The following is a 19,178-nucleotide window of genomic DNA, read 5'->3' on the forward strand; positions in this document are numbered from 1 at the left end:
GAAATTTATCCATATTGGCATTTACCTGGTATTTTTTAAATATTGCCGTAAATGCTATATCTGAATTGGTTTCAAAATCCCAAAGTGTGTGATCTAAATCGAAAAAAATGTGTTTTATTTTCATTTTTTAAAAATATAAATATAATTGCAACTAAAAAACCTAATTTAGCAATTATATTTTATGCTAAAATTATATTTTCTTGACTAAAAAACTTCACATATTGTTTCTTAGTAGTTGGTACCCTTCAAGGGTCGCACCAAATAATGGAAATTTTGTTCAAAGACATGCCGAAGCAATAGGAACAAAGCATAATGTAACCTTAATTCATATTATTACTGATATCAATATAAAATCTGTTGAGAAACTATCTTTTACTAAAAATAATATAAACACTACAATAGTTTTTATCCCTAAAACTAATAATCCATTAATTAAATTATGGCTCTATTTTTATAATTACTTAAAAGAAATAAAAAGAATAAATAAATTTGACATTGTTCACCTTAATATTACTTATCCTGTTGGTATAATTGCATTATGCATTAAATGGTTTAAAAAAACTCCTTATATAATAACCGAACATTGGACTGATTATCAACCACCTCTTAATAAAAACATTAGTTTTTTTACAAAAATGATAACTAAACTAATTTGTCGAAATGCTTCAATTATTTCTCCTGTAAGTATTCATTTAGCAAATGCAATGCAAAAATTTGGATTAAAAGGCAACTATCATCCAATACCAAATGTAGTTGACACTAATTTATTCAAACCAAAAACAACTTCAAAAACCCAATTTAATATATTACATGTATCTAATATGAATAACTCCCATAAAAATATTAAGGGTATTTTGAATTCAATTAAAAATATTCAAAATGAGATTGAAGATTTTCATTTTTATTTAATTGGTAAAAACTCTATAAAGTATAAGATTTACAGTTCCAAAATAGGATTAAAAAACAATAACATTTCATATATAGATAGTGTTAATCACACAGATTTATTGGAATATTTTAATTTATGTAATCTATTTGTTTTATTTAGCAATTATGAAAATTTACCTTGTGTTATTCTCGAATCTTTTGCAACTGGAACTCCGGTCATTAGCTCTAATGTTGGTGGTATTTCAGAATATTTTCCAATAAATTTCGGAAAGTTAATTGAGCCAAATAATGAAAAAAAGTTAAGCAAAACTATTCTAAATTTTTACTATAATAAAAAGCCAGTTGCTTCACCTACAGAAATGCATAAATATGCCGTAGAAAAGTTTGGAATTGAAGCTATATCAACAGAATTTGACAAGTTGTATAACAAAATAAAGAAATAGATATTTTATGTGTGGAATAGCAGGAATTATTAACCTTACTAACACAGCTCCAAATTCTTCGGCGCTGTTTTCTATGACACAAAGTATGGTTAAAAGAGGACCAGATGATGAAGGATACCTATTACATAACGAAAATTCAATACCTTTTTCGGGCGATGATACTTTAATAAAAAACAACAAACATATTAGTACTGCATTTAAACATAATTTTAAAATTGGTTTTGGATTTAGACAATTAAAAATTATTGATTTAAGCAACAACAGTCACCAACCAATGAGTGACCTAAGTCAAAAATATTGGATTATATTTAATGGGGAAATTTATAATTATAAAGAAATAAAAAATGAACTAATTGGTTCTGGATATCGTTTTTTTTCAAACTCGGACACTGAAGTTATTCTAAACTCTTACAAAAAATGGGGTGAAAAAACACTTGATAAACTTAATGGAATGTTCGCTTTTTCAATTTTCGACAAGGTTAAAAATGAGCTATTTATTGCACGGGACAGATTGGGCATAAAACCATTGTATTATTATAAAACTGAAAATCAGTTTCTATTTGCTAGCACCATAAAATCTATTATTGATTCAAATATTTATAATCCCGAAATTAATTGGGAAGGATTAACTCAAAACTTCCGGTTTTCAATTGCGCAAAGACCTAATACAAGTTTTAAAAACATTACGGCTCTTGAGCCTGCGCATTATTTAAAAATTAATTTAAACACTAATAATATACAAAAACACCAATATTGGGAAATTCCTATAAACACACAAAATATAAACTTAACCGAAAAACAATCTAAAACTCTTATTGAAGAAAGTTTATTTAAAGCTGTAAATTACAGGTTAAATGCAGATGTAGAAGTTGGAACTTTTATGAGTGGAGGAATAGATTCGACAACAATTTCAGCTATTGCATCAAAAACAAACCCAACAATTAAAACTTTAACCCTAGGATTTAATGAATTTAAAGATTTTAATGAAATTAGAGAAGCAACCGAAACCGCTTTACTTAATAACTTAAACCATAGAATAAACTACATCAAAGCTTCTGATATATTAGCTAATATTAATGATATTATTACCACGTATGAAGAACCATACCCTGGATTGTCAGCTAATTTCATTTTAGCAAAAATTGCCTCTACAAATAATTTAAAAGTTGTTTTAAATGGTCTTGGAGGTGATGAATTATTTGGCGGATATGATATTTACAACAAATTGACTCTTTGGGAAAAGTTAAAAACATATAAACAAATTATAAAATTATTACCAAATATTCATCCTAAAATTAATAAAGCAATTGATATTTCTAAATGTAATACCATCGGTGAATTCTATTCGCATTATTATACAAATTACAATGATAATGAGATTTCAATGTTATTTAAGGAACAAATTAAGTCAACTAAAAACACCATTTCAGACACCTATAACCCAACTAATTTGACTTTTACAGACAATTTTGAAGCTCTTAATTTTTATAATCTCAAATCATATATTAGCAATCATCAAATGAGAACAACAGATCATTGTGCTATGAATTTTTCTTTAGAAGGAAGGTTTCCCATGTTAGATCATAACTTTATTGAAACTTCTTTTAGTATTCCTACTAAATATAAAATGAAGAATAACATTCAAAAATATATTTTAAAAGAAGTTGCCAAAAAATATATTGCCCCCAGCTGTTTTGATATGAATAAAAAAGGGTTGAGTTTACCTCTAAAATATTGGGTTTCAAATGAATTAAAAGATTTTATTTATGACACTACTACAAAATTAAAAAATAGAAACATTTTTAATAATCAGGAGATTGATAGAATTATAAAATCTAACAGTCCCAACAAAATATGGCAACTTGTTTCAACTGAATTATGGATTGATGAATTTATCTCAGCAAAGTGAAAAATAGCACACTTTTTTTAAAAGGATTTTTAAACAGGTCTGGGAGTTATGTGTTGTTTGCAACAATAATTTCCAGACTACTATCTTTTATAGCTTCTTGGATAGCACTCCAATTAATAGATACAAAAGAGTTAGGTATTGTGCTTTTTGCTTTTAATATTATCTCTTTTATCTTACCCTTTGCGGGTCTTGGTTTACACCAAGGATTATTAAGATACGGTTCTCTTTTAGAAAATGAAGAAGAAAAAAACAGCTTATTTATTTTTGTTTTAAAGAAAGGTCTAAAAATATCATTTGGAATAGCACTTTTAATTGTAATTTCAAGTTTTATAATTCCATTTAACTTCACTAATACAAAATACTATTTAGCTTTTTTATCTCTAGTTATAATTCCTCATTATATACTGTCAATAATTAAAATTCAATTTAGATTAAAACAAGACAATAAAACATTTTCTTATATGGAAATTGTTTATAACATAATACAGTTTATACTTATTTTCCTATTAAGCTATTTCTTAAAAGAAAAAGGATATTCTTTAGCATTACTCCTAAGCCCAATACTTGCTTCTATTATATTTATAAAAAAACTTAAAATTGATTACTCAAAAAAATTGATTCTACCTTTTATTAATTTTAAATTTTGGGAATATGGTTTTTTCGCAAGTCTAGCTGTAAGTTTTTCTCAATTTCTTATAGCCATTGATATTATATTAATTGGCTATTTATTAAACAATTCTGAAGCTATAACTCAATATAAGTATATCACATTAATCCCTTATAGTTTATTATTTCTTTCACAAGTGGTAATTAATACAGATTTTGTTACTTTTACTGAAAATATCTCCAATAAAAATTATATACACAATTACATCAAAAGATACATGCGTTTTTTTGGTTTTATTAGTTTTTTTATATGCTTAGCTTCTTATTTATTTTCCAATCAAATATTACAATTATTTGAACCTTCTTTTAAAGAGTTCTCTGATACTTTTTTGATTTTAATTTTTGGAATTTGCGGTATATTAATATTTAGAGGTTTATTTGGCAATTTACTTTCATCTATTGGTAAAGTTCATATAAATAATTACATAGCCGGTATGGCATTAATTATAAATATAATTAGCAATTATATTTTAATACCAAAATATGGAATTAAGGGAGCCGCTATTACTTCATCCTTATTAATGTGGCTTACAGGATTAATTTCATACATTTGGTTTTTATTTTTATATAAAAAATTTCACTCAAATGAAAAAACTCCAAAAATTGTTTAAAGGTCTTCAACTACTTTTTAAAGAACCAAGTTTAATAAACTTAGTTATTGAATCCGATCTAGCTTGGAAAAAACAACTACAAAAAAAACACAATTCACTTTTTTCGTTACCCGTTATAGAAATTGATGAGTTAATTCCAAACTTTAATGAAACCTTAAATACATTTTCATTTTTAGGTGGTGGTTCTATGCCTACAGATATTTTACTGTTAAAAGGATTGGCAAGGGGAATTGATAATTGTTCTTATTTTGAAATTGGCACATGGAGAGGAGAAAGTGTTGTAAATGTAGCCGAAACGGCTAAAGAATGTTACACTTTAAATTTATCTAAAAAAGAAATAACAGCTTTAGGTTTACCTCAAAAATATGCTGATTTACATGGTTTTTTCTCAAAATGCAACGACAACATCACTCACTTATTTGGAAATTCTTTAACTTTTGATTATAAAAATTTGAACAAAAAATTTGATTTGATTTTTATTGATGGAAACCACAAATATGATTTTGTAAAAGCTGATACACAAAATATATTTAAACATCTTGTACATAAAGATACCATTGTTGTTTGGCATGATTACGCATACACACCTGAACTAATTAGGCCTGAAGTTTTATTGGGTATTTTAGACGGGATTCCATCCCAATTTAAAAACAAAATTTATCAAGTATCTAACTCAATGTGCGCTATATACACCAAACAAAAACTGAAAACATCAGATTTTGACAGTATTAAAACTCCAACTAAAAAATTTGAAATAAACGTTAAATCTCAAAAAATATAAATTAAGTAAACACTATATCACCATCACCATTTTGTATTTCAAAAACGCCTATGCTAGGCAATTGTTTTGCTAATTTTTTGCTGTAAAAATAATTTTGAGTAAATTTTTTACTTAGAATTTTAAAGTAACTTTGTTCTAAAATAAGCTTATTCAGATCTGCATTATAAACCGTTAAATAGCTTATCTTATGTTTAATACACAGCTTAATAATTAAGTTTTTAAAAAAAGGCAAACTATCCGAAGTTGCATAAATATATGGGGTTTTTAAATGTTTATTATTAATAGTTATTAAGGCTATTCCAATAATTTTTTGAGATTTAATTTCATAAATTTTATACCAATTTGAACAAAACTTTGTAGAAAAATTTGAAAAATAATATTGCTGAGATAATATTTCCGTTTCAACATCTGTTTTTACCCAAGGATACTTAGCTATCCAATCATATAATATTTTATCTCTTTGAAATAATTCTTTTTTTTTGAAAGGTTCAATAAAATTTATAATTTTATCATTCCAATCTTCAAGTTTACAAATAGCATAATCACTGTTTTTTTTTGTATTTAATAGTTTAAATCTAAAATCTCCTAATAAATTTAAAGTGACATCTACAAACTTTAATATTTTAATATTTTTACTGAAATAATCAGATTTGGGAGGTAATAACTCTTTAAAACAAAATCTGATATAATAGCGATATCCTTCATTCGATTTTAATAAAGTAAATTTATCTGTTTTATCATATACAGCCTTAGATTCTTCGGCATAGTTTGTATACATTAAATTTTCGTCCCAATCACTTAATACTTCATTTAGTAACAAAGTTGAAACTCCTTTTCTTCTGTAATTTTTATGAGTCCAAGTACCACTTAGCCAACCAAATTTAGTTTTACAATTATTGTAAAAGAATGTATCTGCAAAAATAGTTTTATAACCTATCAATTCTAATTCCACAAAAGCCATATACAAAACTACATCATCATCATTCGCATTTGGGTTATTTAAATATGATATAACCCTAGCTAAAGAAATAGGCTTATTTATTAGCTGATGATAATCACTAGAGTTTACAAACTCTTGTAATTCAATTAGTTTTATTTTTTTAACCGAAACCATTAGCTTCTTTTCATTATACTTTTTCCCATTGGAATTTTTAAAAAATACCTCATATATTCTTTTAGTAAAAAAAATTTAGCACTTTTGCCAGCTTCCTCAAATGGAATTCTTTGTAAATTATTTTCCACTAAATCTCTTTTTATTCCTGAAGTGCCAAAACTAATATCAACTATACTTTCATTCTTTATTGTTTCATAAAAAGATGTAGAAACACCTAAATCTGTAAATGGAAAGGAAAATGCATTGTAGTTAATATTATACTCTTTTTTTATCCAATTAAGGCTATTTGTAGTTTCATTAATTTGCTCATTTAAACTCAATTGGGCGTATAAAGGATGATTCTCTGAATGTGCACCAAAAGTAAAACCTTGTTTAATTAATTCTCTTATTTGATTCGTTGTTAAATAGGGTTTTTCTGTATTCAAAAAATCATTAAAACTAAAGTTTAAATTAAGTGCTAAATTATCTAAAATATCTTTATTTTGAAATGTAATAGCAAGTAAAAAATCAGATACAGAACTGCTATTAGAGTTATTATTGGCTATAAATTTATGGTATTTTTCCTTAACAGATTCACTTGATTTATTGTAATTATTAAGCAACAAACTAGCCTTATACCTAAAAAACAATTCTTTATTGTCCACAAAATTTGTGTTTAAAAAAACTGTTGCAGGTATTTTTCTTTTTATTAAGATTGGCGCAACTACTTCATAAAAATTAGCTAGACCGTCGTCAAATGTTAAATGAAAACATTTTGGTGTGTTTTTTTTATTAGAATTTACTATTGAAATTAATTCTGTTAATGAAACCGGTTCATAAAATGACAATAATGTGTCTAAATCCTTCTCAAAGTCGTCAATATTTCTGGGTGAATATAAATTACCTATAAAACTTGGAACTGTATTTGAAACCGCATGATAAAATGGAACTAAGATGTTTTGTTTTGAACAATCAATTAAAAGGCTTAATAAAGTTGATGTCACCACTTTTATTTTTTTTCTAATGAATAATAGTTTGTTTGTTGCGCACCAAAACTTTTGAAAAACCTTGCTACATTTGGTATCATTGAACCTTCAAAATCGAAAATCATTTTTTTAGCAGAATTATTCTTTATAATTAAATCAAACAAATAAGGAATTGCTCCAACTTCTTTCCCTGTAATTGTTGTTGCAGAAAATAAATGAGTTACTCTTTGTTTTTCTTCAATAAAAAAAGCGGATGCAATTAATTTATTTTCAAAATAAACGCCATAAATTGTTGCTAAATTTCGTTGTAACAATTCGTTCATTAATTTTCTCATTAGTTTATACTGAGAACTTTTAATTGTGTGCTTTTTATTATTTTCTTTTAAAAGTAAAAAATCTGAAACTTTAGTTTCCGAAGATATCACTAATTCAATTTTATGTGCTTTTTTTAAGTTTCTTTTTAAGTTTTTGGCATATCCATGATAAATTTCTTGATATTGTTTTATTAAATCTAACTCAAAATTTATTTTTTTTATTACGCTGCAATTAATTATGTTGTAGTTAATTTTTTGAAATGAATTAAAATTGTAATATCTAAATTTTAATCTTGAAAATTTCATTAAAAAATCGTTCATCACAATTTCAGGTAATACTTTAGTACAAAATAAACCTAACTGCTGGCAAAAGTTTGGTTGTGCAATTTTTTTTAAAAAAAACAATCTTTTAAATCTTAAAAACGGCAACGGCATTACAGCTTCATAATCATTCAACACTAAAACATCCCAATTATCTGCAACAATATCTAAATACCAACTATATGCGTATATCCTTGAATTTATAGCAGTATCAATACAAGCATCGTACTTTTCAAAATCAATTTGATTATGCTTTAGGTAATGAATCATATTCTAGCTTAAAATTTGCTTATAAATTGTACTCCAGCCTAGCCAATGTTCATTTTCACTAAGAGTTTCATTATGAAATAAACTAATAAACGTTCCATTTACTTTTTTCACCTCATCTTTTAATTGTAAAATTTTAGCTAAACTTTCTTCATTCGTCAATTTCATATAATTTTTTAAAGTACCATCCATAAATGCAAATGGAAATATTTTTAATGGTGCTTGTATTTCAAAGTCTAAATCGTAAAAATAAAAAGGAGTACATGTGCTGGCTCTAAAACCTACAGATTTTGCATAACCCATAGTGTAATCCTCCTCAATATCTAAATCTATTAAATTTTGATAGGTTTCTGGAATACTTAAACGTAAATAATGCTGTCTGGAAAAGGTAACAGAAGTGTTAATAATATTCTCTAAACGCATCTTTTCTTTCTTTAAAAGCGCAGCATCTTTATATGCAAAATATGACGGATGTAATCCTACTTTAGCATAATCTGCAATTGATTTTACCAAGGATCTATAGTTGCTATTTGACGATGAAATATTTTTATCGTACGTGGTATAATCTCCAACCAAAAAGAAAAAAAGTGTTGTAATTTTAAATTCCTTTTTAATTTTTAAAATTTCAGCATACGTATCAAACGGATCTTTTCTAAAGTTAAAAATAGTTAATAACCTATGCCAAATATGCACAAATTTAAATTGAACCAAATCTTTAAAAAAACCTCCAAACGTTCTTAAAATCCCTTTATTTTTATAGGAGAATGCACTATCAATATCTATGGTTGAAATCATATTAAACTCCCTTTCAACATACGTGTAATCAGGAAATTTTTCTTTCAATAATTCTAAAAATTTATAAGCCCAAATATCAATAATTGGCTTTTCTAAAAAATTATTTTTATAAGCCAAACTTTCATCCGCAGGATATCTTTCATGAATATCTTTTACATGTGGTAAATACTCCTCGTATCTACTCATTAAATAAAAACTAGCGGCAAAAACATCAAACGGAATAGAAGAAAGTTCCCCTGCTGGAAAAAAACAAGGAACATCATCCCATGGTAAAACTTTAATATCAATATCATTAATTCCTTGTTCAAATAACAAGTCATGACTTCTTATAAAAAACTCTGATCCTAATGGTGCTTTTGAATAGGTAAGTTTTGGCCCGTTGTGCACCACAAATTCTTCAACCTTTGTAGTAAAACTAACAGGTATTTGTAATATTCTAACAAAAAAATGTTTAAAAATATAATTAACTCGTGGTGTAATTTTATGCGTATAAACTAAAAGCATGTGGTTTTTGTATTTGGTATTTGGCTGGGTCTTCACCAAGCCACCGTACTATAATTATTTTTTTACCGCTCTTTTCAATTTAGCTTTTAGCAAACCTACATTAAACTTTCATCGGCAAAGCTAAAATAAGCATTTTCAGTAATAATTATATGATCTAGCACTTTTATATCTAAGGTTTTTCCTGCTTGATTTAATTTTTGGGTAATAGACTTATCTGCAGTGCTAGGTTGTAATTTTCCTGATGGATGATTGTGGCATAATATAATGGCAGTTGCAAATAAATCTAGGGCTTTTTTAAACACCAAACGCACATCTACTAATGTTCCTGTTAAACCTCCTTTACTTAATTGCTCTTTATACAACACTTTATTGGAATTATTTAAATATATAATCCAAAATTCTTCATGCTGTAATTCACCAATTATAGGTTGCATTATTTCAAATACAGCTTTACTACTTGTTATTTTTGGCACTAAAAGTGCTTCTTCTAACCGTCTTCTTCTACCTAATTCTAAGGCTGTAATTATTGAAATTGCTTTGGCTTCTCCAATTCCTTTAAATTTTTGTAAATCAGAAACAGTAAGTTTTCCAAGGGTATTTAAATTATTATCAATAGAGGCTAAAATTCTTTTTGCCAAATTAACGGCACTTTCATTTCTACTGCCAGAACCTATTAAAATAGCAACTAACTCAGCATCAGACAAGGCAGTTTTTCCTTTTAAAACTAATTTTTCTCTTGGTCTATCGTCTTCTGCCCAATATTTAATGGACATTGGATTGTTTTCATAACTCATATACAAATTTTTTTATCAAAGATAAGAGTAATATATTTGTCACAAATATTCAATGTATGAAAATTATAATTGCTGGTGCTGGAGATGTAGGTTTCCATTTGGCAAAATTACTTTCTTTTGAGTCTCAAGACATTTATTTAATTGATACTGATGGCGAAAAATTAGAGTATGCAAGTAACCATATTGATGTAATTACAAAACGTGGTGATGCAACTTCAATAAAACTTTTAAAAGAAATCCATATTGATAAGGCAGATATTTTTTTAGCAGTTACTGAATCTCAAAACACCAACTTTACAATTGCTGTTTTGGCAAAAAAATTGGGCGCTAAAAAAACAATTGCCAGAATTTCTAACCACGAGTTTACTCATAATTCTGAAATTGATTTTGTTGAATTAGGTATTGACAATATGATTTCACCAGGTGAATTAGCTGCCGATGAAATTAAAATGCTTCTAAATCAATCAGCTTTTAATGATACCATTCAATTTGAAAATGGAACTTTAAACATATTAGGAAGTACTATTGAATATAATTCTCCGCTTATAAATTTAACAGTACAGCAAGCACGAGAAAAATTTTCTAATATTGATTTTATTACTATTGCTATTAAACCTGAAAACGACGATGAAACCATTATTCCAAGAGGAAATACTGTGTATCATGCCAACGATCAAATATACTTTTCTGCACCAAAAGAAAGCATTACAAAGCTTTATAAATTAATGGGTAAAACTCAATTTGGCGTAAAAGATGTAATGATTTTAGGTGGTGGAAAAATAGGTGTAAAAGCTGCAAGAAGTTTATGCGATAATAAATTTAATATTAAATTAATTGAAATAAATAAAATACGAGCAAAAGAAGTTGCTGAAAAACTCCCAAATGCTCTAATTATTAAAGGTGACGGAAGAGATGTTGAACTTTTAGAAGAAGAAAATATTTCTGAAATGGATGCTTTTGTAGCTGTAACCGGTAATTCCGAAACCAATATAATGTCTTGTTTGGTTGCAAAATCCAAAGGTGTTAAAAAAACAATTGCTTTGGTTGAAAACATGGACTACATTAATATTTCACAAACCATTGGAATTGATACACTTATCAATAAAAAACTATTAGCCGCAAGTGCTATTTTTAAACACGTTAGAAAAGGTGATGTATTAAAACTTGCCAACCTACATAATGTTGATGCTGAAGTTTTAGAATTTAGAGTAAAAGAAAATTCACCTGTTACAAAAAAATTAGTAAAAGATATTAATATTACCAAACAAGCCGTTTTTGGTGGTGTAATTAGAAATGGTGTTGCCCATATGACTTTTGGGAATTTTCAAATTATGGCTGGAGACAAAGCAGTAGTTTTTTGTTTGCCAGAGGCTATTCATAAAGTAGAAAAATTGTTTAACTAATTTATGAAAGGTCTTAATTTAAAAATTATCATCAGCTTTTTAGGATTAACTTCTATGCTAAACGGAGCATTTATGCTTTTTGCTGTTCCTTTTAGTATGTATTATGGAGAATCTGAAAAATGGGGAATTTTACAAGCCGGATTATTAACAATTTTTATTGGATTTGTACTTTGGTTTTCTAACAGAAATGCCAAAAAAAAACTAGGGAAAAAAGAAGGCTATTTAATTGTAACTTTAGGATGGTTAATGCTTTCTTTTACAGGAACTTTACCTTATACATTTACCGGAGCTATACCAAATTACACCAATGCTTTTTTTGAAACAATTTCTGGTTATTCCACAACGGGCTCTTCTATTTTAACAGATATAGAAATTATGCCAAGAGGTATTTTATTTTGGCGAAGTGCAACACATTGGATTGGCGGAATGGGAATTATTGTATTAACAGTTGCCATTTTACCTTTATTAGGAATTGGTGGTATGCAGTTATTTATGGCAGAAGCTCCTGGTCCATCAGCAGATAAAATGCATCCAAGAATTACAGAAACTGCTAAAAGACTTTGGCTGATTTACTTTATACTAACAATTCTTGAATTTTTTCTATTAAAAATTGCTGGAATGACCTGGTTTGATGCTATTAATCATGCCATGGCAACTATGAGTACTGGTGGTTTTTCAACAAAAAATGCCAGTATTGCACACTATGATAGCTTTCCAATTATACAATACATTATTATAATATTTATGTTTATTGCTGGTGCAAATTTTGTACTTACCTATTTTGCATTAAAAGGAAAAATTAGAAAAGTTTTTAAAAGTGAAGAATTTAAATATTACTTTTTTGGAACCATTGGAGTTACATTATTAATTACTTACTTAATAGTAAATTATCAAGATACAAATTTACAAACTAGTCTTCAGCACACTTATCCGTATGGAGAAACAGAAAATGCTTTTAGACATGCTGCATTTTCTGTAGTTTCTGTATTAACAACAACTGGTTTTGTTTCTGCCGATTTTACTATGTGGAATTCTATGGTTACAGCCATTATATTTTCACTGTTTTTTATTGGAGGTTCAGCTGGGTCAACAAGTGGTGGAATAAAAGTTGTTAGACATATTATTATGATAAAAAGTAGTTTTTATGAATTTAAAAAATTATTGCATCCAAATGCTATTATTCCAGTAAGATACGATGGCGGAAGTGTTCCTAAAACTATTATTTACAATATTCTATCCTTTTTTGTATTGTACATGCTTATTTTTATTAGTAGCAGTTTGCTGTTAACCTTTTTTGGTTTAGATTTTGAATCGGCAATGGGAGCTGCAGCTTCTTCATTAGGAAATATTGGGCCAGCTATTGGATCTGTTAGTCCGGTTGATAATTTTGCGCATTTAACAATACCTGCTAAATGGTTTTGTTCATTTTTAATGCTAATAGGAAGACTTGAATTATTTACTGTTTTAATTTTATTAACGCCTTTTTTCTGGAGGAAAAACTAAAGTATTTATAAATTTATTTTAATAAAGGACAACCGCAATTTCTGCAAATGTGTTCATCTATTTCATGCATAAAAGCGCAGGCGTTACAAAAAATAATAGCATCTTTTGATTTATCAAATTTTTCAAACGATCTTAATTTTCCGTGATATCTAACCTTATCTCCAATTTTAAAATAATTGTATACAGTAGCATCATTTTCAGTTCTTCTTTCATATCTTTTATGATTTTCATCTTCAAAATAAACTATAAAATCAGTGCTTTTTTCTTTCTCTTGTATTTCCTTTTCTACCACTTCTCCATCCCAAGTGGCTTCCTTTTTTCTGGAAAATGCTGAATAAATACCTATTAATAAAAACATACCACCAATTACCAATCCAATATGAAATGCTTCGGGATTGTCCATCTCATCACTTAGTTCTCCATATAAATAAAAACCTACAACAGCAATAATTGCCAATGCAAAACCAAACTGATATTTATAATCTTTGGTGTTTTTAATGTACTTATCAAATCTCGGATCGTGAATTTTTAGTGAATAAGCCATTTTATTAATTTTTAAAATTACTCTCTGTTTAACTCTGCTACAAGCGGAGTTAAATCTATCCATTCTGAAGCCGGAATATTTAATTCTTCTGTGTTGGTAAAAGTTCTATCTGTATAGTAATATTTTATGTATAAACCATAAAACGGTTCTTTAATAATTTTTACTTTTTTAATCCCTGAAAGTGGAAAATCCCAATTATGAAAAAATCCATTAATGTAAGCAAACTTGGTTCCTATCAAAATTTTACCATCATTTTTTAAATTTTGATTTCTATAATAGTAAGGCATTCCAAAAGCAAATAAAAAAATAAGTAGTAGCAATACTACAAGCGCTAAAAACATAAACAATTTACCTTCTTCTATCACCAAAATAAATATCCCGAAAATAATGATTGACACAACTGAAATTACAATAAGTAAACCTTTATTTTTTGATTTTTCATTGGTAAATAAAAAATTTACGTAAGCACGTTTTTCATTATCAGTTAAAGTCCAAGCTGCTAATAAATTTTCACCAGAAATTAACGTTTGTAATTTTTTTTCTCTACTTCTAAATACAAAAGCAATTACCAATGACATTAATAAAAAGAAAATTGAAATCATTACCATTGCTGGGTGAATTTGCAGCGCATCAAAATCCATAATTGCAAGTATTAAAACTAACCCAAAAAAGAAAGCTGCATAGATTGATTTTTTTACAATACTTGTTTGATTATTTTTTAGAGTAATAGCATTATTTAATTTCTTTAATTCATTTTGAGTAAGATCATTTGGGAGCTCCAATACTGCTTTTAGCTCTTTTTTTTCTGAAGTTTGATTTGCATTACTTCCCTCCACAATTTTAGCACCACAATTAGGACAAAACACTTCATTTCCACTTAATTTTTCACCACAATTTGTACAGAATTTCATATCGATTATTTTAATTCTCCCTAACTAAATACCAACTACTTTTGGTTAACGTACTAAAAAACAACAATTTATTTTCCTCCTCATAAAAATGCAATTCAAAATCTCCTTCTACACCATGTAACTTTGTTATTGCTTGGTAATTATTTGCTCCAAAAGGTGTTATTTTGGCTTCAAATAATCCGTTTTTATCTTTTCCTATAACCAATTCTCCTTTTTTACTAAAAACTATAATGGCATCTTTATCATTTAATATAACTCCTGTAGGATCGTACCATTCCCCTTCAAGTTTTAATAACTGTTCAGAAACTGAAAATGGTTTTTCTGAGGACAAAACATCCTTAAAAAAAGATTTTCCAATAAAAAAAAGTATTGCTAAAACCACTATTCCCAACAATCCTATTAAAAGTCGTTTAACCTTATTTGGCTGGTTTAAACTTTCTTCAACAAGATTTAGCTCTTCATCTTTTTCAATATCATTTTTAGGGTTATTAACATTGATTGATGCACCACAATTGGTACAAAATTTTGATTCCTCTGGGAGTTTTACTCCACAATTTTGACAAATTATTGACATTTTTTTATGATTTATTTCCTTTAATCAACAACATTAAATTAGTATATGGATATCTTGTATTTTCTATAAACTTTTGTTATGATATTTTATAGGGTTTGAAAATTTAACTACAATTACTTCAGTTATATCTGTAGATACTTCATTACCATTTTCCTCAGAATAATGTTGCTTTTTCCCTGATTCTGTATAATTTCTTTTAGCAATGGAAATATCAGAATATGTAGGAAATTTTTGCCAATTTTGGTTAAGGTTGTTTTCTAAAAAGAAAACCAAAATAACTAAGAAAGTGATTTTTCTCATTACAACCTAAATTAAAGCGCCTTTACCAATTACAATAATTCAGATATGTTTTTATTTTTTTATAGTAGTCTTATAAATTTACAAATTGTTTATTAAACTTCAAAGCTAATTGTATACTTTTGATATACAAAACATTAGAGCCTACACATGAGTTTTACTAATAAAAATAATTTTGGTAAATGGCTAATTTTCTCTATTGGTCTTTTATTTACTTTTTATAGTTTTTTTATAGGAAGTTTGGCTTTATTTGGCACTGAAACAAAAGCCAAACTCACAAGTTACCGACAACAATTAGGTGAGCGAGATGAAACCATTAGAAACCAATATACATATGTATTGGGCTATGAATTTGAATTTAAAGGCAAAACCTATTCTGGTAACGGTCAAAAAATTGGAAGTCCGGTGTTCTTAAAAAATAATGGAAATAGTTTTATAACAGTTAAGTTTTTGCCATCTATTCCGCAATTAAATACGGCCTATGATGGTGAAAAAACACTTATAAACATGGTAATTTCCCTAATTATAGGATTAGGTCTTTTATACGCAACAACAAAAATGGAGAATAGTTAAACCAATTCCTTAAACTGATTAAAATCTAATCCACCATAATTCCCAGAGCTCATTAAAAGCAACGCTGTATTTTCAAAATTTTGATTAAACAAAAAAGTTTGAAATTCCTCTGGATTTGTATACACAATTAAATCTTCACGTTGAAAAGAATCACGTATTTGTTTTTCCGTAATCACTTCTAACTTTTTAATTTCAAGCGCATGTGGTGAATAAAAAACAACTGCAACATCAGCCGCATCCAAAGCTCCTACATATTCTTTTAAAAACGTTGCATTTAAACTGCTATAAGTATGTAATTCTAAACAAGCTAACACTTTTCTATCGGCATATTGATTTTTAACTGCTTTTGCAGTAGCCTCAACTTTACTTGGTGAATGTGCAAAATCTTTAAAAACAACAGTAGATTTACTTTCTGCAATTTTCTCTAATCGTTTACTTGCACCTTTAAAACTTGCAATAGCTTCATAAAATTCATCTTCTCCAACACCCATATGCTGACAAATCCACTTTGCACCTGCCATATTTTGCAAATTATGTTTTCCAAAAAATTCTAAAGGCATTTCTCCTTCAGCTGTTTCAATAAATGTTGTGCCATTTACAATTGTATATTCTGGTGTTTTATAAGGATACTTTTTTATGGGGCTTTCAGATTTTTCAACAACTTTTTTAACTTCAATATCTTCTTCATTATACACCATAATTCCACCATCTGTTAATGAATCTACAAAAATGGAAAATTGAGCTACATAGTTTTCAAAAGTTGGAAACACATTTATATGATCCCAAGCAATACCACTTAATAAAGCAATATTTGGTTTGTATAAATGAAATTTAGGACGTAAATCTATTGGGCTCGACAAATATTCATCTCCTTCTAAAACTATAAATTCATTTTCTTCAGTTAAATGAACCATGGTATCAAAACCTTCTAACTGAGCACCAACCATATAATCAACAGCTATAGAATGATAATTCATTACATGCAAAATCATAGACGTAATAGTAGTTTTACCATGAGATCCACCAATTACAACACGCGTTTTATTTTTAGATTGTTCATACAAAAACTCTGGATACGAATAAATTTTTAATCCTAATTCTTTTGCTTTTAGCAACTCCGGATTATCTCCTTTTGCATGCATTCCAAGAACAATAGCATCAATATTTGTGTTTATTTTTTCTGGAAACCATCCAAAAGCTTCTGGCAACAAACCTTTATTTTGCAAACGCGATTTTGAAGGTTCAAAAATAGTATCATCACTTCCAGTAATTTTGTATCCTTTTTGATGTAATGCCAATGCTAAATTATGCATTGCACTTCCTCCTATTGCAATAAAATGTAAATTCATAAAACTTAATTTAAGCTTCAAAAGTAATAAAATTCTAAATCAATACATCTATTTCAAATTATGTTTGTAACTTTAATTTTTTGATAAAAAAAACAATAAATAATTAATTTTTTTACAATAAATTAGCTAGTGACAATTTTAGCATTATAAGAAAATAAAAAAAGTCAAATTATATGAAAAAAGATAAGCACCCATTATCAAAATTAAGCATCCTAATTTTATCAATACTATTCTTATCAACCTCTCAACTCACTACAGCACAATGTATTAACTTACCTCCTGATGGAGATTCAACGCAAACCTTTTGTAAAAGTTCCAATCCAACTGTTGGTAGTTTAATTGCTACCGGAGGAACCATAGTTTGGTACAATGCTGCAACTGGAGGCACACAATATAGTAGTTCTTCCGCGCTTTTTAACGGAGCTACCTACTATGCAGATGATATAAGTGGAGGAAGTTGTAGTACTTCTCGTTTAGCAGTACAAGTAATAATTACAGGATATCCGCCATCAAACGTAGACGTTTATGTTGGAAAATGTGCTGCAGACAATCCAAAAATATCCGATTTATCTGCAACCGGAACAAATATAGCTTGGTATACTGCCCAAACAGGAGGAACATTGCTATCAACTTCCCAATCATTAGAAAATAATGTTACTTATTGGGTACAGCAAACTGTAGACGGTTGTGTTAGTACAAGATTACCCACCACTGTGGCGTTAGTTAATCCATCAGCTCCTATAGTTGAAGAAGAGCAAACATTTTGTAATAATCCTAGTCCTACTATAGCTGATTTACAATCTTCAGGAGACGCAGTAGTTTGGTATGCTGCAATAGATTCCACTACACCTTTAGATTCTTCAACTCTTTTAATTGAAGGAGAAGATTATTGGGCCGCAACTTATTCTTTCCCTTGTGAAAGTACTATTAGAATAAAAACTACTGTTGTTTTTGATACACCACCAAATGCAGGTACTAATGGTTCCTACACTGAATGTGAAATTGATGCAACTACAACTAATTTATTTTCTTTATTAGGAGGAAATCCTGATATGACCGGAACTTGGTCTGGACCAAGCGAATTAACCAATGGTTATTTAGGAACTTTTGAACCAGATACAAATATTGAAGGAGATTATGTATATACCGTTTCAAGTGCTTTAGGTGCTTGTCCAGATGAAACTGCTACGGTTAGTGTAACAATTATAAAAGTTGATCCACCAACAACAACTAATGAAAATCAATCTTTTTGTGAAATTGACGCAAAAACTGTTGACGAACTTAATGTTACAGGAACTAGTGTTTTATGGTACGATACGGAAACTTCTACAACGCCTTTAAACGGAACTGATTTATTAGCAGATGGCGATTATTGGGGTTCACAAACTGAGGCTTCTGGCTGCGAAAGCGCTTCAAGATTGCTAGTAAATGTAACTATTAACAAACCTTTACCTCCAACTACTTCAAATGCAAATCAAACGTTTTGTGAAATTGATGCAAAAACTGTTGATGAACTTGATGTTACAGGAACTAGTGTTTTATGGTACGATACAGAAACTTCTACAACGCCTTTAAACGGAACTGATTTATTAGCAGATGGCGATTATTGGGCATCACAAACTGATGCTTCTGGTTGCGAAAGCGCTTCAAGA

At 28.2% G+C, this 19,178-nt stretch carries 17 protein-coding genes and 1 pseudogene; 8 read left to right on the top strand and 10 right to left on the bottom strand.

Annotated features, from left to right (window positions below; translation table 11 throughout):
- The first annotated feature begins 200 nt into the window (after nucleotides 1–200).
- The 4 genes from ABY298_RS08365 to ABY298_RS08380 are packed head-to-tail and all read left to right on the top strand — an operon-like array spanning nucleotide 201 to nucleotide 5,298.
- Entirely contained in the window at nucleotides 201–1,331 is a 1,131-nt protein-coding gene (locus tag ABY298_RS08365) for a glycosyltransferase (protein WP_372745569.1), read from the top strand.
- Between the two features lie 7 nt (nucleotides 1,332–1,338).
- Nucleotides 1,339–3,240 carry an asparagine synthase (glutamine-hydrolyzing) gene (gene asnB / locus ABY298_RS08370; RefSeq protein WP_372745570.1) on the top strand — a complete coding sequence of 634 codons (1,902 nt, stop codon included), beginning with the start codon at nucleotides 1,339–1,341 and terminating at the stop codon, nucleotides 3,238–3,240.
- Complete coding sequence (locus ABY298_RS08375; protein WP_372745571.1) at nucleotides 3,237–4,517, top strand: polysaccharide biosynthesis C-terminal domain-containing protein; 1,281 nt, start codon at nucleotides 3,237–3,239, stop codon at nucleotides 4,515–4,517. The genes asnB and ABY298_RS08375 overlap by 4 nt, the downstream gene beginning before the upstream one ends.
- The gene (locus ABY298_RS08380; protein ID WP_372745572.1) at nucleotides 4,492–5,298 is read left to right on the top strand and encodes a class I SAM-dependent methyltransferase; all 807 of its coding nucleotides are present in this window, start codon (nucleotides 4,492–4,494) and stop codon (nucleotides 5,296–5,298) included. The genes ABY298_RS08375 and ABY298_RS08380 overlap by 26 nt, the downstream gene beginning before the upstream one ends.
- Nucleotide 5,299: 1 nt before the next feature.
- Here the strand turns inward: ABY298_RS08380 and ABY298_RS08385 are convergent, their stop codons facing one another.
- The 5 genes from ABY298_RS08385 to radC all read right to left on the bottom strand — a co-directional run bounded on the left by ABY298_RS08385 (nucleotide 5,300) and on the right by radC (nucleotide 10,372).
- Nucleotides 5,300–6,412: a GNAT family N-acetyltransferase gene (locus tag ABY298_RS08385; RefSeq protein ID WP_372745573.1), complete on the bottom strand. Its 1,113-nt coding sequence runs from the start codon at nucleotides 6,410–6,412 to the stop codon at nucleotides 5,300–5,302.
- Nucleotides 6,412–7,395 carry a polysaccharide deacetylase family protein gene (locus tag ABY298_RS08390; protein ID WP_372745574.1) on the bottom strand — a complete coding sequence of 328 codons (984 nt, stop codon included), beginning with the start codon at nucleotides 7,393–7,395 and terminating at the stop codon, nucleotides 6,412–6,414. The genes ABY298_RS08385 and ABY298_RS08390 overlap by 1 nt, the downstream gene beginning before the upstream one ends.
- A gap of 5 nt (nucleotides 7,396–7,400) precedes the next feature.
- The gene (locus tag ABY298_RS08395; RefSeq protein ID WP_372745575.1) at nucleotides 7,401–8,282 is read right to left on the bottom strand and encodes a hypothetical protein; all 882 of its coding nucleotides are present in this window, start codon (nucleotides 8,280–8,282) and stop codon (nucleotides 7,401–7,403) included.
- Between the two features lie 3 nt (nucleotides 8,283–8,285).
- Nucleotides 8,286–9,578, bottom strand: coding sequence for a polysaccharide deacetylase family protein (locus tag ABY298_RS08400; RefSeq protein ID WP_372745576.1), 1,293 nt, complete (start codon nucleotides 9,576–9,578; stop codon nucleotides 8,286–8,288).
- 95 nt (nucleotides 9,579–9,673) lie between these two features.
- Complete coding sequence (gene radC / locus ABY298_RS08405; RefSeq protein WP_372745577.1) at nucleotides 9,674–10,372, bottom strand: DNA repair protein RadC; 699 nt, start codon at nucleotides 10,370–10,372, stop codon at nucleotides 9,674–9,676.
- Nucleotides 10,373–10,428: 56 nt separating this feature from the next.
- On the opposite strand from radC, the gene trkA reads away from it, so the two are divergent.
- Together trkA and ABY298_RS08415 are read left to right on the top strand one after the other, a co-directional pair.
- Nucleotides 10,429–11,775 carry a Trk system potassium transporter TrkA gene (gene trkA / locus ABY298_RS08410; protein ID WP_372745578.1) on the top strand — a complete coding sequence of 449 codons (1,347 nt, stop codon included), beginning with the start codon at nucleotides 10,429–10,431 and terminating at the stop codon, nucleotides 11,773–11,775.
- Between the two features lie 3 nt (nucleotides 11,776–11,778).
- On the top strand, nucleotides 11,779–13,278 hold the full coding sequence (locus ABY298_RS08415) for a TrkH family potassium uptake protein (RefSeq protein WP_372745579.1): 1,500 nt from the start codon (nucleotides 11,779–11,781) through the stop codon (nucleotides 13,276–13,278).
- A gap of 13 nt (nucleotides 13,279–13,291) precedes the next feature.
- On the opposite strand, the gene ABY298_RS08420 is transcribed toward ABY298_RS08415, so the two are convergent.
- The 4 genes from ABY298_RS08420 to ABY298_RS08435 form a co-directional block, all read right to left on the bottom strand.
- On the bottom strand, nucleotides 13,292–13,822 hold the full coding sequence (locus ABY298_RS08420) for a hypothetical protein (RefSeq protein ID WP_372745580.1): 531 nt from the start codon (nucleotides 13,820–13,822) through the stop codon (nucleotides 13,292–13,294).
- A gap of 17 nt (nucleotides 13,823–13,839) precedes the next feature.
- Entirely contained in the window at nucleotides 13,840–14,733 is an 894-nt protein-coding gene (locus ABY298_RS08425) for a zinc-ribbon domain-containing protein (protein ID WP_372745581.1), read from the bottom strand.
- 10 nt (nucleotides 14,734–14,743) lie between these two features.
- Nucleotides 14,744–15,307 (bottom strand): zinc-ribbon domain-containing protein, encoded by a 564-nt coding sequence (locus tag ABY298_RS08430; RefSeq protein ID WP_372745582.1) that lies wholly within the window; start codon nucleotides 15,305–15,307, stop codon nucleotides 14,744–14,746.
- Between the two features lie 63 nt (nucleotides 15,308–15,370).
- Nucleotides 15,371–15,607: a hypothetical protein gene (locus tag ABY298_RS08435; protein ID WP_372745583.1), complete on the bottom strand. Its 237-nt coding sequence runs from the start codon at nucleotides 15,605–15,607 to the stop codon at nucleotides 15,371–15,373.
- Between the two features lie 147 nt (nucleotides 15,608–15,754).
- Here ABY298_RS08435 and ABY298_RS08440 point away from each other — a divergent pair, with 147 nt between their 5' ends.
- Nucleotides 15,755–16,177, top strand: coding sequence for a hypothetical protein (locus ABY298_RS08440; protein ID WP_372745584.1), 423 nt, complete (start codon nucleotides 15,755–15,757; stop codon nucleotides 16,175–16,177).
- Here ABY298_RS08440 and murC read toward each other — a convergent pair.
- A complete protein-coding gene (gene murC / locus ABY298_RS08445) occupies nucleotides 16,174–17,526 on the bottom strand; it encodes a UDP-N-acetylmuramate--L-alanine ligase (RefSeq protein WP_372745585.1) in 1,353 nt (450 codons plus the stop codon). The genes ABY298_RS08440 and murC overlap by 4 nt on opposite strands.
- Before the next feature lie 173 nt (nucleotides 17,527–17,699).
- On the opposite strand from murC, the pseudogene ABY298_RS08450 reads away from it, so the two are divergent.
- Nucleotides 17,700–19,178: pseudogene (locus ABY298_RS08450) on the top strand (hypothetical protein); the annotation flags it as partial.

The sequence above is a fragment of the Lutibacter sp. genome (assembly GCF_041596795.1).
In the GTDB taxonomy this organism is placed as follows: Bacteria; Bacteroidota; Bacteroidia; order Flavobacteriales; family Flavobacteriaceae; genus Lutibacter.